Source organism: Pseudoduganella sp. UC29_71, assembly GCF_042693265.1.
Taxonomy (GTDB): Bacteria; Pseudomonadota; Gammaproteobacteria; order Burkholderiales; family Burkholderiaceae_D; genus Rugamonas.
Genome location: NZ_CP170549.1, coordinates 458,650 through 472,619, shown reverse-complemented (window position 1 = coordinate 472,619; position 13,970 = coordinate 458,650). Strand labels below are relative to the sequence as shown.

Sequence of the window (13,970 nt, the reverse complement as noted above, 5' to 3'; positions counted from 1 at the left end):
GCCCTGCCCTATTCAGTTTGGTCGGATTGCGGTCGCATGGCGCGCTGCTGCTGCAGCGCCTCCAGACAATAATACTCAAACCACAAACCGGTGAAGATAAATATCAGCACGTACAGCCAGATCGAGGCTGCCGCCAGGAAGGGGAAGAACACCACCGCGATGGTAGCCCCGCCCACCCACACCACGCCCGGAATGGCGCCGGCCACGCCGGACACCACGCCGATCACCATCAGCTGCCAGCGGTGCGCGCGCCGCAGCTCGGCGCGCTCTTGCTCGCTGGCGTAGTCGGCCAATGCGTCGTAGGTCATCACGCGCTGCGTCAGCCAGCCCCACAGCAGCACCTGCACCAGCAGCGCGGCCGGCGGGAACAAATACAGCGGCAACGCCAGGAACCACACCAGCACGAAGATGGCGAAGCCGCCCAGCGCGGCCGCCACGCTGCCGGCGATGCTGCCGCCGCGCTTTTTCTCCAGTTGCGGATAGTGGCGCCCGCCCACGTGGCGCACCACGAAAGGCATGGCGGCCACGCCGATAAAGATCAGCGCCGTCAGTATCATCAGCGGCAGCAGCGTGAGCATGGCGATCAGGGGCGGCACCACGGTCTTCAGCACGCCCAGGCCGATGGCATTGAGCCAGCTGGTGCTGCTGCCGAACAGGTCGTGCTCGATGAAGGCGGCATGCAGGTAATCGACCATGGGCTGCAGGCAGAAATACAGCAGCACCGCCCACAGCGCCACCGACAGCAGGAAGGGCGCAATGCTCAGCACCAGCATCTTGCCGTGCAGCTGCGACAGCAGCGCGCGCCCGTAAGCGTTGATGACACCCCTCATTGCGTCGGCTCCTTGCCAAAGTTATGCACCATGCGCTTCAGGCCCAGCCACTGCTGCTGCCAGAAGCCGCGTCCGTACTCGCGGCCCGGCCTCACGCTGCCGTCCGGCGCAGTCTGCGGCAGCTGGTCGCGGATGCCGGTCTGGACGAATGCGGGCGTGAAGTTAGCGGTGCGGAACAGCATGTCCCAGACCGGGAACAGCACCGCGAAATTGCAGCCGCCCAGCGTGCCCTTGCCGTGCGATTCGTGGCCGACGCCGATGGCGTGGTGCATGCGGTGGTAGCGCGGCGACACCAGCAGCCGCTCGCCGATGGCGCCGAAATGCACGCGCACATTGGCGTGCTGCAGGCTCTGGATAATGCGCGACAGCGACACCAGCAGCACGTACTGCGCCGGCGGCACGCCGATGCCGATGGCCACCAGGCCCATGACGACGTCGCGCAGCAGGTCGTCCAGCACGTGGTTGCGGTCGTCGCTCCACAGGTTCATATTCATCTGGCTGTGGTGCAGGCTGTGCAAGCCCCACCACCAGTTGAACTGGTGCGAGGCGCGGTGGTACCAGTAATCGACGAAGTCCAGCACCAGCAGGTACAGCACGAAACTGCCCAGCGGGCCGATGTCCGGGAACAGGTTTTCCAGGTTGAAGGGACGCACGTCTTCCAGCCGCAGCAAGGCGTTCAGGTGATCCAGCAGCGGGTCGAGCGTGAAGAAGATCACGACGGTGAACAGGCCGAGGCGGTGCAGCACGGTGTAGATGAAGTCGTTCCAGCGCGCGCGCGGGTCGGTGAACTTGTGCACCGGGATCAGCGCTTCCAGCGGACGCAGCACCAGGAACAGCAGCACCAGCTCGGCCAGGCCGATCAGCAGCCATTCGGTGCCTTCGAAGGCTTCCTCGGTAATGTCGCCCAGGCCGCCGTAGAACAGGATGGGCTGGATCACGGTCTCGAACAGCCAGCCCTGGGCGGCGCCGAGCCAGTCGCTTAACAGTTGGATCATGCTTGGATCGTGCTTTTCAATGCTTGAATTGGGATGAATAGTCCGGATGCTCGCGCAGCGTGGCGAAGCAATAGCCTTTCTGCTTCAGGCCCGCGATCAGCGGTTCCAGGTTGGCCGGTGCCCACGGGTCCTTGCGCGACCAGATGCCCATGTGGGCCATGAAGATGTCGCCGCCGCGCAGCTCGCGCAGCGATTTCTCCAACAATACCGCATTCGGCCAGGCGCTGCTGGACAGCTCGTCGCCCGAGAAGCCGGCCTTGGCCCAGCCCACGTGCGCGTAGCCGCAAGCGCTGGCGGCGGCCAGCGAACGCGGCGAGGTCTTGCCGCCGGGGGCGCGCCAGATCGGGTCCAGGTGCTTGCCCGTCAGTTCGTGGAAGCGGTTGTCGACCCGCTTGATCTCTTCGCAGTACTGGGCCGGCGTCCAGTTCTGCACCTTGCCGGCGGCCGCGCCGAATTGCGGCTTGACCTGCAGGCGGCCGTCGGGCGCGTCTTTCAGCCAATACACATGGTCGAAGGTGTGCGAGCCGAAAGCGTGGCCTTCGGCCGCGCGCGCCTTCCAGAACGGTGCCCAGGATGGGTCCAGCGCGTAGTCGCCGCGCACCGTCTTCTCGTTGGCGAGGAAGAAGGTGGCCTTGATCTGGTGCTTGTTCAGGGTTTGCGCGATCAGCTCGGCCTGCGACTGGCTGCCGGTATCGAAGGTGAGGTAGACGGTGCCGCGGCACCCGGCCGCAGGCGCGGCCGCCCCGGCCGGCGCGGCGGCCGCGCATGCCAGGGCCGCCAGGGCAGCGAAGGCGGCAGCGCCGCCCGATAGCAGCGGGCCGCTCATGGCGTGCTCAAACGCGCGGCGAGGAATTGGCAAAGAACACGCCGTGCGGCGAGCGGCCGACCGGGATCAGCTTGACCACCTTGCGCGTGGCCAGGTCGACCACCGCCACCTTCTTGATCCAGCGCAGCGTGACCCACATGGTCTTCTTGTCGTCGGTGATCTCCATGCAGTCCGGGCCGCCCGGCACGTTGATCGTGCCGACGTTCTCCAGCGTCTTCTGGTCGATGATGTTGATGGTGTTCGACACGCGGTTCGACACATAGGTCAGGCGGCCGTCGCCCAGCGCGCGGAAGTTGTGGGTGCCGTTGCCGGCCTTGATCTTCTTGACCGTCTTCTGGGTCTTCCAGTCGATCACTTCCACGTAGTCGCTGCCCATGATGCCGACCAGCAGGTTCTTGTCGTCCGGCGTCATCGAAATCCCGGCCGGCAGCTTGCCAACCGGCATGGTCCACTTGATCTGCTGGGTTTTCAGGTCGATGCAGCTGATCTGGTCGCTGCCCTGCTGGGTGATGAAGGCCATGCTGCTGGCCGCGTCGAAGGCGATGTGGCTGGGCAGCTTGGGCAGCGGCAGGCGCTTGGACAACGTGAAGGTCTTGCCGTCGTACTTGTAGATATCGACCCGGTCCAGGCGCAGCGACGTCACCACGAACCATTTCTGGTCCGGCGAGAAGCCGATCTGGTAAGGATCGAGGATGTCCTTGATGGTGCGCTGGACCTGGCCCGTCTTCGGGTCCAGGAACACCAGCTCGTTGCCCACCGAGCTGGCCACGATCAGGGACTTGTTGTCCGGCGTGGCCATCAGGTGGTGCGGCTCTTTGCCGACGGGGAAAGTGGACAGGGTCTTGTAGCTGGACTGGTCCAGCAACTGGACGGTGGCGTCGCGCGAATTGAGCACGACAACCACGTTCGCTTGCGCCGAGCTGAGGGCGGAAACCAGGCAGACACTGGAAAGGATGATGCGGCGGAGACTGCGGAACATGACGTGAATCGCTTCTGAAGAGCAAAACACTATTCTAAGTGCAAACCGCAGCCGTGTAAGGGGAATTGGCGACAATTATGCTGGGGAATAGCGCCGATGCGCGGCACAGACTACAATAAATGGCTAACCTAACAAACAAAAGGAAGATTATGTCCACTATTACCACCCCATCCGGCCTGCAATACGACGACGTCAAGGTCGGCGAAGGCGCCGAAGCGAAAGCCGGCCAGAACGTCACCGTGCACTACACCGGCTGGCTGCGCAACGACGACGGCAGCAAGGGTTCCAAGTTCGATTCCAGCAAGGACCGCAACGACCCGTTCGAGTTCGCCCTGGGCGCCGGCATGGTGATCCGCGGCTGGGACGAAGGCGTGCAAGGCATGAAAATCGGCGGCACCCGCGTGCTGACCATCCCGGCCGACCTGGGCTACGGCGCGCGCGGCGCCGGCGGCGTGATCCCGCCGAACGCTACGCTGATCTTCGAAGTCGAGCTGCTGGGCGTTTAATACTGCGGCTCGCTGCGGCGGATTACGCTGCGCTCGGCGCGCCCCGCTAACCCGCCATCAGCGCCGCCATCAGCGCAGCCAGCCGCGCTGCATGGCTTCCTGCTCGGCCGCCGCGTCGAGCAGCGCCCCGCTGCTGCGCTGCTCCGCCACCGCCTGCACCGCCGCAGGCAATTCGGTCCGCGCCGGCTTGTCGCCGGCCGCCGGACTCTGTACCAGCACCGCCAGCTTCCATCCGGCCGCGCCCTTGCAGGCCAGCCCCGCCAATTCCTGATTTCCCTGTCCCGCGCCCTGCCCCGTGCCTGCCGCACTCCCATGAGCACTATTGGCGCTGAAGCTGCGGCAATACGCGCCGTCGGCCGCCACGAAGCTGGCCACGATGCGCACGCTGCCGCCGTACACCCCGCCCGCGCCGGACGGCGCCTGGTCCAGCGCCAGCGCCAGCCTGCCCTGCGCCACCAGCGCGCCGTCGCGCCAGGCCACGCCGGGCGGCGCCTGCGGGTCCGGCTGCCAGTCGGCCAGGCCGAACTTGCCCGCCACCACGCCCACCGCCAGCACGGCGGCCAGCGCGCCCCACTCCATCCACGACCAGCGCCAGCCCTTGCGCGCCTTGCGCGCGGCCTGCTGGCTGGCGGCGCGGGTAGCGCGCACGGCCGCCAGCTGCACCACGGTGGCGCCGCGGCGCGGCCCGGCCATGCGCCGCCGCGCCGCCTGGAAGTGCGCCAGGCGCTGCGCCAAGGCCGCGTCGCGCAGCACGGCTGCCTCCACGGCCTGCCGGGTTGCCTGGTCCAGTTCGCCGTCGGCGTAAGCCATCAGGATGTCGTCGGAAAAGCTCATCATACGGTTCCTCGCTAGTTCCGATCATACCCCCAGAGACGCGGCAGGGGTAGCAGGCGTGGCACAAAATCGACGCAAGCCAACGCCCGTATGGCTTACTTTAAAAATTCTGTCAGCAGATTCTTACCCCAAGCAATAATTATGTGCTAATCTGCGCGCTCTATTAACCAAGGAGGTAGTAATGAAAAAAGGCGAACTGATTGCAGAATTTGCTAAGCGTACCGAGATGTCGGGCGCAGCAGCCAACGATGCAGTGAACACTCTGATTGCCATCGTTACCGAGCGTCTGAAAAAGGGCGACACGGTCGGCATCACCGGCTTCGGCACCTTCTCCGTCGCCAAGCGCGCAGCTCGTAAAGGCCGCAATCCTGCAACCGGCGAAGCGATCAAGATCGCCGCGTCCAAGACCCCGAAATTCTCCGCTGGCGCCACCCTGAAAGCGGCAGTGAACCCAACCAAGAAGAAGTAATCACTTCGGTGATTGGGTTGCAGGCCGGGCCAAGCCCGGCCATTTTTTTGCCCGCACCTTTGCCCGCCCCCTTGCCTGCACCGTTTACGCGCAGCCGTCCATCAGCGCCAGCAGCACCAGTTTTTCGAACTCGGGCGCGAAGCGGCGGATGATGTTGTCCGGGTCCTTCACCAGCGCGTCGTCGGTCACGATGCCGAACTGCACCCCGCCGTTGTAGGACAAAATGGATACCCCCACCCCGATATCGCCCGACTGCGGCACCCAGAACATGATCTGGTCCAGGCGGCTGCCGGCCAGGTACAGCGGCGTTTGCGGCCCCGGCACATTGCTCATCACGGCGGTGGCCTTGCGCGCGAAGAAGTTCTGGATCTCGTTTTGCACCTGTTTCGGCGAAGCGCCCAGCACGCCCAGCACCGACATGGCCACCAGCGCCGTGTAGCTGCCCTTCAGTTCCGTCATGCGCCGCTTGACCTCCTCCAGCCGCGCCACCGGATCGGCCAGCCCCACCGGCAGCACCAGCGGCACCAGGCCGAAGGCATTGCCCAGGCGCTGCTGGCGGCTGGCCTTGCGCAGGTTGACCGGCACCATCACGCGCACTTCGCAGTCGCCCGCCACGGTGTCGCCGCAGTCCTTCAGGTAGGCGCGGATGGCGCCGGCCACGCTGGCCATCAGCACGTCGTTCACCGAGCAGCCATAGGCCTTGCTGACCGCCTTGATCTCGTCCAGCGGCAGCGGCTCGCTCCACGACACGTGCTTCTTGCCGTTCGGCTTGCCCTTCAGGCGGGTGGCGCTGTCATCGGCCATGGTCGTGAGCTTGACGGCATCCGTGGTCAGCTGGGCGGCGGTCTGGCCCACGGCCGCCACGCGGCCCGCCACTTTGTCCAGGTCAGCCCACATGCTCATCGATTTGAGCAGCACCGACGAGGACAGGTCTATGGTCTTGACGCTGGCGGCGGTGATGGGATTGAGGATCTGCTCCCAGGGATTGGCCTCCGCTTCGGCCACGGCGGCCGCCGGCGGCTGCACCGGCTGCTCGTCCGGATGCTGGCCGAACATGGACATGAACACGCCCACCAGCGCAATGCCGTCGGCGATGCAGTGGTGGATGCGCACGATCAGCGCCTGGCGCACCTTGCCGTCCTCGCCGATGCAGTTGTCCACCAGGTGCATCTGCCACAGCGGGCGCGCCGGGTCCAGCGGCTGCTGCGACAGCAGGCCCACCATGCGCTGCAGCGCGGCCTTGTTGCAGGCGCCGTCCTCGTCGTCCAGGCGGGTGTGCACCACGTGGTCGTCCAGGTCCACCTCATCCTCTTCCCACCAGGCGCCGGCCAGGTCGGTCACCACGCGGCTGCGGAAGCGGCGGTAGGCCAGGAAGCGCGTCTGCAGCGCGTCCTTCAGCCCCGCCACGCCGATCGGCTCGGCCATCATGGCCACGCCGACGATCATCATCTGGTTTCCTTCGGAATCCATGCGCAGCCAGGCGGTATCCACCGTGGACATTTTTCTGCGGCCGAGCGCCGACAAGGCATGAGACAGCATATTTGAATTTCTCCTCTATAGTTTTCGGGCCAACCGCACCGGCGCAGCATAATTTTTGTATTATGTGGCTTCCGGCACGGACGTGCGCAAAGTTACTTTAGTGATATTACTCTAGGAGAGTTTATGAGTCTGCAAGAACAATTCGACCAAGCGATGGCCGATTCGAAAAACCTTCCGGAGCGTCCGGACAATATGACCCTGCTGAAGATCTATGCGCTGTTCAAGCAGGGTTCGGCCGGCGACGTGGAAGGCTCGCGTCCGGGCTTCACCGACATGGTGGGCCGCGCCAAGTACGACGCCTGGGCTGCCCTGAAAGGCACCGCGCAGGACGAGGCCAGGCAGCAGTACATCGACCTGATCGAAGAACTGAAGGACGCATAAAAACAAAGCCCGCTCGCAGCGGGCTTTGTTTTATCAGGCAGCCTTTTTATCAGGCAGCCTTGGCGCCGCCGAAGATCTTGGCCATCTTCTCGGTGGCCTTGGCCTGGATGACGGGCGCAAAGGCGCCGAACAAAAAGCCCAGCTTGATGAACATTTCCGCCTTGTGCCTGGTCAGCGTCAGCGTGCCGTTCACGCCGCTGCGCTCGAAGCGCAGCACGTCGCCGTCCCACTCATAGGCCAGGTCGAACTCCTCGGCCAGCTTCTCAGCGACCTTCTGCGCCGCGTCGCGGGCTTTTTTCGGGCGTCAGGCTGTGTTCCTGAACGATATTGATGTCTGCCACGAATATCCTCTCCTTAATCTGGGGCGGGCGCCATTTTACAGCAGGCGGAAGGCCGCGATGGCGGTCATGGTCGGCGGCAGGGCGCCGAGGAACAGGCCCAGCGGACTGACGCAGCCGTCGCCGAAGTAGCGCTTGAGCAGCGCCATGCCGGCCGGATTGGGCGCGTTGGCGATCACCGTCAGGCCGCCGCCGGTGACGGCGCCTGTCACCAGCGCGTACTTGAAGTCCTCGCTCAGCCCCTCCACCAGCGAACCCAGGTAGGTCAGCGCCGCGTTGTCGGTGACCGCCGTCAGCGCCGTCGCGCCATAGTAGACGGCCTGGCTGCTCATGCTCATCAACACCTCTTTGCAGCCACCACTGCTGCTGCCCGCCCAGCACCACCAGCCCGGCCAGGAAGAAGGCCACCATCAAACCTTCGCGCAGCATCAGGCGGTCCTGGTGGCGCTCGTAGGCGTGCGCCACGCCGAGGAAGAACAGGAACAGGCCCATGAACACCGCCGGATGGTGCGAGAACACCACCACGCCGGCCAGGAACAGCACGTGCACCAGCACCAGCGGCAGCGGCACCGGTGCCTCCTTCACTTCGCCCGGGCCGATGCCGTCGCTCGGATCGTCCAGCCGGCCCAGCTCGCGCGCAAACAGCAGCGCGGCGGCCACGGCGTTGAAACCGACCGCCACGGCAGCCTTCCAGCCGATGTGGCTGAGCATATACGCCATGTCCCAGTTCCACTTGGCCGCCACCATCAGCACCGGCGGCGCGGCAAACGGCGTCAGCGTGCCGCCGATGGAGACGTTGACGAACAGTACGCCCAGCGTGGCGTACTGCAGGCGCGGCGAAATGCCGGCGGCGAAAATGCGGCGCGCCAGTATCAGCGCGCCCAAGGTCATGGCGGCCGGCTCGGTGATGAAGGAGCCCAGCAGCGGCACCACCGCCAGGATCACGATGTACGGCCCCATGCTGCCCGGCAGCGGCAGTGCGCGCGCCAGCAGGCCAACCGCGGCGGCCGTGCTCTGCAGGATGGGGCGCGTCGCGGCGATCACCATGATGACGAACACGAACAGCGGCTCGGTGAAGTTGCGCCCGTCCAGGTAGGCAATGGCGCTGTCCCGACCCTGCAGCGCGAACAGGCACAGCACCAGCACCAGCGCCCAGAAGCCGAACACCACCTCCACTTCGCCCAGCAGGTGCCACAGCCCGGCGTGGGCCGGGCGCGCGTGCGCCAGCCGCTCGAACAGCTTGGTTGAAAAGGTATGCACGATGGCCACGGCAAACAGGGCCGCGCCGATGATTTCAATGATGCCGGGTGCCACGCTGTCTCCTCTATGCCGATGCCAGCGGGCATTGTACGACAGCGCGGCCAGCGGGTGGCCGGGGCGGCGCAGCGCAGTGGCTTTGAGCAAACGCAAACGGTGGCGGCGCGCGCCGGGCCACACTCTGTATTCGGCGCGGCATTCGGCCGCCGCCGCTTCGACTTGGAGGCGATATGGAATCCGAAGTGATCGAAACCCTGCTGACCCCGGCCAACAAGCTGCCGGTCAGCTACGTGCCCACCCCGTCCGCGCCCTACCGCGTGCACCGCAAGGCGGCCCAGGCCACCATGCAGCCGGGCCGGCCCTGCCGCAGCACCAACGGCCTGGCCGCGGCCGCCTTTCCGGCCGGTTCGCGCGTGCTGATCTGGAAGCAGGACCCCTCGGTAACGGAGCTGGGCACGCGCAAGACCTTCCTGCCCGGCGTGATCCTGGAAGGCCCGCGCGACGCCCGCATCGCCAGCGGCGCGCCCGGCATCCTGCCGGTCAGCCCGAACGCCTTTGGCGACTTCATCATGCAGCCCAACACCGACCAGTTCGACGCGGTGCACACCTTCGCCGTGGTGCGCCAGACGCTGACCATGTACCAGCGCGCGCTGGCCAGCGGCGGCGAGGCGGCGCCGCTGCCATGGCAGTGGAACAGCGCCAGCGACACCAAGCCGCTGCAGACTTCCCGCACGGCCTGCCGGACGTGATGAATGCCTACTACAGCCGCGACGAACGCGCCCTGAAGTTCGGCGACTTTGTGCCCAACGGCGCCGACGAGCGCATGTATACCTGCCGCTCCTTCGACATCGTGGCGCACGAGACCGGCCACGCGGTGCTGGACGGCCTGAAGCCGCGCTGGCTGCTCAACAACAACCCGCCGCAGACCGGCGGCCTGCACGAATCCTTCGGCGACCTGACCGCCATCTTCCTCACCCTGTCGCAGCTGGACCAGACCGAGGCCGTTATCGCCCAGACCAAGGCCGACCTGCACGACAAGACCTTCCTGGCCGACATGGCCGAACAGTTCGGCCTGGCGCTGGGCCGCCCCAACGGCCTGCGCAACGCCGACAACGACCTCAAGCTATCCGAGGCCGGCAACGAGGTGCATGCCATTTCGCAGGTGTTTACCGGCGCCGTCTACGACATCCTGGCCGACATGTTCGCCCACGAACGCCAGCCCGGCTTGCAGGACGACGCCGCCATGCTGCACCGCGTGGGCGAATACCTGTGCGGCCTGGTGCTGCGCGCGCTGATGGCCGCGCCCGACCACGCCGCCAGCTACGCCCACGTGGTGAACCAGATGCTGCGCATCGTGGCCGAGGACGGCAAGCCGGCCGAGTACGGGAACTTCATCCGCAACCGCTTCAGCATGCGCGAGGTGGTTATCGCCCCTGCGGCGCAGGACCAGGGACAAGGCCAGGGACCGACCGGCAACGGCGGGACGGCCGCGCCAGCCGAGTTGGCGCCCGACGTGGAAGACCAGCCCGGCGTGCCGCAGGACCGCCGCGCCTGCTGCGGCACCATGAACAACGCCCAGTACTTCGAGCTGGAGGACGCGCTCGACCAGGAACGCGCCGAGCTGGCGCGCTGGTGCCAGGGCTATGCGGCGCGCAACGGCGGCTGACGCTTCCCGTCTATTTCGCAGCCGGCGAAATAGACGGGACGCATTTGCTTATGCGCATAGTATCTAAGGCCAAACCGCCTGCGAATTGTGGCGGCGCGCAAATTACCTTAAAATACAGTGCTTTGCTGTAGTCGACCAACATAGATAGGACTGTCATGACCCACGTAGTTACCGAATCTTGCATCAGCTGCCGTTACACCGACTGCGTCGATGTTTGCCCGGTAGATTGCTTCCGCGAAGGCCCGAACTTCCTGGTTATCGATCCGGACGAGTGCATCGATTGCGCAGTCTGCGTTGCCGAATGCCCAGTGAACGCCATCTTCGCCGAGGAAGACGTGCCGGCCAACCAGGTCCAGTTCATCAAGATCAACGCCGAGCTGACGCACTGGCCTTCCATCACCAAGACCAAGGCCGCCCTGCCGGAAGCGGAGCAGTTCAAAGACGTCCAGGACAAACTGCACCTGCTGGTGCGGTAATCTCAGACACGTCCTACACAAAAGCAGCGGAAACGCTGCTTTTTTTGTTTCCGGTCCAGTATTATCTTAGTACCCATGGTCAGCGCGGTGCGCGGTCGCTCTTGCCCATGGTTACGGCAAAATGCTTTACGTCATGGGCAAATATCCTATAATGGGTTCATGATTTCCCATCGTTAACAGGAATATTTATGCTTTACCAACTGCACGAAATGCAACGCACGTTCCTGACTCCCCTGATGCAATGGGCCGATGCGTCTTCCAAACTGTTCAGCAACCCAGTCTCTCCTCTGGCGCACACGCCCTTTTCGCAGAGGATCGCAGCAGGTTACGAGCTGATGTACCGTTTAGGCAAAGAATACGAAAAACCGGCGTTCGGCATTGATAGCGTTACCGTCAACGGCAAGGAAACCCGCATCGTTGAGCACGTGGTGATCAACAAGCCGTTCTGCCGCCTGATCCATTTCAAGAAAGACCTGAGCGACAAGGAAAACCGCGCGCTCAAGCATCCCACCGTGCTGCTGGTGGCGCCGCTGTCGGGCCACCACTCCACGCTGCTGCGCGACACCGTATCGGCGCTGCTGCACGAGCAGGACGTCTACATTACCGACTGGACCGACGCGCGCATGGTGCCGCTGTCGGCCGGCCCCTTCCACCTGGACGACTACATCTTCTATGTGCAGGAATTCATCCGCCACCTGGGGCCGGACCTGCACGTGATTTCCGTGTGCCAGCCGACCGTGCCGGTGCTGGCCGCCATCTCGCTGATGGCGTCCGCCAAGGACCCGAAGCTGCCGAAGACCATGACCATGATGGGCGGCCCGATCGACCCGCGCAAATCGCCCACGGCCGTGAACAACCTGGCCACCGAGAAGAAATTCTCGTGGTTTGAAAACACCGTCATCTACGCGGTGCCGCCGAACTACCCCGGCTTTGGCCGCAAAGTCTATCCGGGCTTCCTGCAGCACGCCGGCTTCATCGCCATGAACCCGGGCCGCCACGCGCAGAGCCACCGCGAGTTCTACATGCATCTGGTGACGGGCGACGACGAGCCGGCGGAAAGCCACCGCAAGTTCTACGACGAGTACAACGCCGTGCTGGACATGCCGGCCGAGTACTACCTGGACACCATCAAGACCGTGTTCCAGGACTTCTCGCTGCCGCAGGGCACGTGGAAAGTGGGCGGCCAGCTGGTGCGTCCGCAGGACATCACCAATGTGGCGCTGTTCACCGTGGAAGGCGAGCTGGACGACATCTCCGGTGCCGGCCAGACCCAGGCCGCGCACGAGCTGTGCGCCAACATCCCGGCCGACATGCAGCAGGACTTCGTGGCGCCGGGCGCCGGCCACTACGGCATCTTCTCGGGCCGTCGCTGGCGCGAGGTGGTCTGTCCCAAGATCAGCGAATTCATCCGCAAGCACGGATAAGGCAGCGCACAGATCCCCGGCCCGTCCGGGGATTTTTTATTCCGCGCCGCGCGCAGATATAATGGCATATTCATCGCCACCGACATTGCCGTGCCCGACACCGCGCTCCCCTCCCTCGCCGACCGCATTGAAGACGTCCTGCCGCAGACGCAGTGCACCAAGTGCGGCTACAACGGCTGCCGCCCCTACGCCGAAGCGATTGCCGCCGGCAACGCGGGCATCAACCAGTGCCCGCCGGGCGGCGCGGAGGGCATCGCACGCCTGTCCTCCGTCACCGGCTATCCCGTCATCCCGCTCAACCCGGTCAACGGCCTGGAGCGCCCGCGCGCCGTGGCCTACATCGACGAATCGCTGTGCATAGGCTGCACGCTGTGCATCCAGGCCTGCCCGGTGGACGCCATCGTCGGCGCGGCCAAGCTGATGCACACGGTGGTGCCCGAGCTGTGCACCGGCTGCGACCTGTGCGTGCACCCGTGCCCGGTGGACTGCATCGTCATGTACCCCGTAACGGAAGCGACCGGCTGGCAAGCGTGGTCGCAGGCCGACGCCAACGCCGCGCGCGAACGGCACGACTTCCGCACCATGCGCCTGCAGCGCGAACGCGAAGAAAACGACGCGCGCCTGGCGGCCAAGGCGGCCGAGAAAATGAAAGCGGTGGAAGCGCTCGATCCGGGCACGGCGGCCGGCGAAGCGGAGAAAGAACGCAAGCGCGCAATCATCGCCGCCGCCATGGAGCGCGCGCGCCTGAAGGCCGAAGCGGCCAAGAACGAGAAACCAGAATGAACGCAACGAATGAACGCCGCTAAGCGCCACGAAATCTTCAGCCGCCTGCGCGCGGCCAATCCCTCCCCCAAGACCGAGCTGGAATACAGTACGCCGTTCGAGCTGCTGATTGCCGTGCTGCTGTCGGCGCAAGCCACCGACATCGGCGTGAACAAGGCCACGCGGCGGCTGTACCCGGTGGCCAACACGCCGCAAGCCATGCTGGACCTGGGCCTGGACGAGCTGACCGACTACATCAAGACCATCGGCCTGTACAAGACCAAGGCCAAGAACGTGCTGGCCACCTGCCAGATCCTGATCGACAAGCACGGCGGCGAAGTGCCGCGCACGCGCGAAGAACTGGTGGAGCTGCCGGGCGTGGGCCGCAAGACCGCCAACGTGGTGCTCAACACCGCGTTCGGCGAGATCGCCATGGCGGTGGACACGCACATCTTCCGCGTGTCCAACCGCACCGGCATCGCGCCGGGCAAGAACGTCGACATCGTCGAAGAAAAGCTGATGAAGTTCGTGCCGAAGGAGTTTTTGCTGGACGCCCACCACTGGCTGATCCTGCACGGCCGCTACACCTGCCTGGCGCGCAAGCCCCAGTGCTGGAACTGCATCATCGCCGACCTGTGCGAATACAAGGCCAAGACCCCGATCCCCGACGGCGTGTAACGGCGGTGAC

At 65.1% G+C, this 13,970-nt stretch carries 16 protein-coding genes and 1 pseudogene; 9 read left to right on the top strand and 8 right to left on the bottom strand.

Annotation, left to right across the window (positions count from 1 at the left end; all coding sequences use genetic code 11):
- Window positions 1-8: 8 nt before the first annotated feature.
- The 4 genes from ACFJI2_RS02165 to ACFJI2_RS02150 are packed head-to-tail and all read right to left on the bottom strand — an operon-like array spanning window position 9 to window position 3,630.
- A complete protein-coding gene (locus ACFJI2_RS02165) occupies window positions 9-830 on the bottom strand; it encodes an EI24 domain-containing protein (protein ID WP_377703561.1) in 822 nt (273 codons plus the stop codon).
- A complete protein-coding gene (locus ACFJI2_RS02160; RefSeq protein ID WP_377703558.1) occupies window positions 827-1,825 on the bottom strand; it encodes a sterol desaturase family protein in 999 nt (332 codons plus the stop codon). Before ACFJI2_RS02160 ends, ACFJI2_RS02165 begins: the two co-directional genes overlap by 4 nt.
- 16 nt (window positions 1,826-1,841) lie before the next feature.
- Window positions 1,842-2,651 (bottom strand): polysaccharide deacetylase family protein, encoded by an 810-nt coding sequence (locus ACFJI2_RS02155; RefSeq protein ID WP_377703557.1) that lies wholly within the window; start codon window positions 2,649-2,651, stop codon window positions 1,842-1,844.
- A gap of 7 nt (window positions 2,652-2,658) precedes the next feature.
- The gene (locus tag ACFJI2_RS02150) at window positions 2,659-3,630 is read right to left on the bottom strand and encodes a beta-propeller fold lactonase family protein (protein ID WP_107980717.1); all 972 of its coding nucleotides are present in this window, start codon (window positions 3,628-3,630) and stop codon (window positions 2,659-2,661) included.
- Between the two features lie 149 nt (window positions 3,631-3,779).
- Between ACFJI2_RS02150 and ACFJI2_RS02145 the strand changes: the two genes are divergently transcribed.
- A complete protein-coding gene (locus ACFJI2_RS02145) occupies window positions 3,780-4,136 on the top strand; it encodes an FKBP-type peptidyl-prolyl cis-trans isomerase (protein WP_107876350.1) in 357 nt (118 codons plus the stop codon).
- Window positions 4,137-4,205: 69 nt separating this feature from the next.
- Here ACFJI2_RS02145 and ACFJI2_RS02140 read toward each other — a convergent pair whose 3' ends face one another.
- Window positions 4,206-4,973 carry a hypothetical protein gene (locus ACFJI2_RS02140; RefSeq protein ID WP_377703556.1) on the bottom strand — a complete coding sequence of 256 codons (768 nt, stop codon included), beginning with the start codon at window positions 4,971-4,973 and terminating at the stop codon, window positions 4,206-4,208.
- A gap of 178 nt (window positions 4,974-5,151) precedes the next feature.
- On the opposite strand from ACFJI2_RS02140, the gene ACFJI2_RS02135 reads away from it, so the two are divergent.
- Window positions 5,152-5,439 carry an HU family DNA-binding protein gene (locus ACFJI2_RS02135; RefSeq protein ID WP_050409188.1) on the top strand — a complete coding sequence of 96 codons (288 nt, stop codon included), beginning with the start codon at window positions 5,152-5,154 and terminating at the stop codon, window positions 5,437-5,439.
- 84 nt (window positions 5,440-5,523) lie between these two features.
- Here ACFJI2_RS02135 and ACFJI2_RS02130 read toward each other — a convergent pair whose 3' ends face one another.
- The gene (locus ACFJI2_RS02130) at window positions 5,524-6,978 is read right to left on the bottom strand and encodes a wax ester/triacylglycerol synthase family O-acyltransferase (RefSeq protein ID WP_377703555.1); all 1,455 of its coding nucleotides are present in this window, start codon (window positions 6,976-6,978) and stop codon (window positions 5,524-5,526) included.
- Window positions 6,979-7,101: 123 nt separating this feature from the next.
- Between ACFJI2_RS02130 and ACFJI2_RS02125 the strand changes: the two genes are divergently transcribed.
- Window positions 7,102-7,359, top strand: a complete 258-nt coding sequence (locus ACFJI2_RS02125; RefSeq protein WP_107876346.1) for an acyl-CoA-binding protein — start codon at window positions 7,102-7,104, stop codon at window positions 7,357-7,359.
- A 49-nt stretch (window positions 7,360-7,408) separates the two neighbouring features.
- On the opposite strand, the gene ACFJI2_RS02120 is transcribed toward ACFJI2_RS02125, so the two are convergent.
- On the bottom strand, window positions 7,409-7,600 hold the full coding sequence (locus tag ACFJI2_RS02120; RefSeq protein ID WP_377705785.1) for a polyhydroxyalkanoic acid system family protein: 192 nt from the start codon (window positions 7,598-7,600) through the stop codon (window positions 7,409-7,411).
- A gap of 135 nt (window positions 7,601-7,735) precedes the next feature.
- A pseudogene (locus ACFJI2_RS02115) lies at window positions 7,736-9,011 on the bottom strand (putative Na+/H+ antiporter).
- A gap of 173 nt (window positions 9,012-9,184) precedes the next feature.
- Between ACFJI2_RS02115 and ACFJI2_RS02110 the strand changes: the two are divergent.
- The 6 genes from ACFJI2_RS02110 to nth all read left to right on the top strand — a co-directional run bounded on the left by ACFJI2_RS02110 (window position 9,185) and on the right by nth (window position 13,960).
- Window positions 9,185-9,703 carry a hypothetical protein gene (locus ACFJI2_RS02110; protein WP_377703554.1) on the top strand — a complete coding sequence of 173 codons (519 nt, stop codon included), beginning with the start codon at window positions 9,185-9,187 and terminating at the stop codon, window positions 9,701-9,703.
- Window positions 9,637-10,620: a hypothetical protein gene (locus ACFJI2_RS02105; protein WP_377703553.1), complete on the top strand. Its 984-nt coding sequence runs from the start codon at window positions 9,637-9,639 to the stop codon at window positions 10,618-10,620. The genes ACFJI2_RS02110 and ACFJI2_RS02105 overlap by 67 nt, the downstream gene beginning before the upstream one ends.
- Window positions 10,621-10,775: 155 nt before the next feature.
- Complete coding sequence (fdxA, locus tag ACFJI2_RS02100; protein WP_057153479.1) at window positions 10,776-11,096, top strand: ferredoxin FdxA; 321 nt, start codon at window positions 10,776-10,778, stop codon at window positions 11,094-11,096.
- Between the two features lie 188 nt (window positions 11,097-11,284).
- Window positions 11,285-12,520, top strand: coding sequence for a polyhydroxyalkanoate depolymerase (locus ACFJI2_RS02095; protein WP_107876340.1), 1,236 nt, complete (start codon window positions 11,285-11,287; stop codon window positions 12,518-12,520).
- A gap of 84 nt (window positions 12,521-12,604) precedes the next feature.
- Entirely contained in the window at window positions 12,605-13,303 is a 699-nt protein-coding gene (rsxB, locus tag ACFJI2_RS02090; protein ID WP_377705784.1) for an electron transport complex subunit RsxB, read from the top strand.
- A 9-nt stretch (window positions 13,304-13,312) separates the two neighbouring features.
- A complete protein-coding gene (nth, locus tag ACFJI2_RS02085; RefSeq protein ID WP_377703552.1) occupies window positions 13,313-13,960 on the top strand; it encodes an endonuclease III in 648 nt (215 codons plus the stop codon).
- Window positions 13,961-13,970 lie beyond the last annotated feature (10 nt).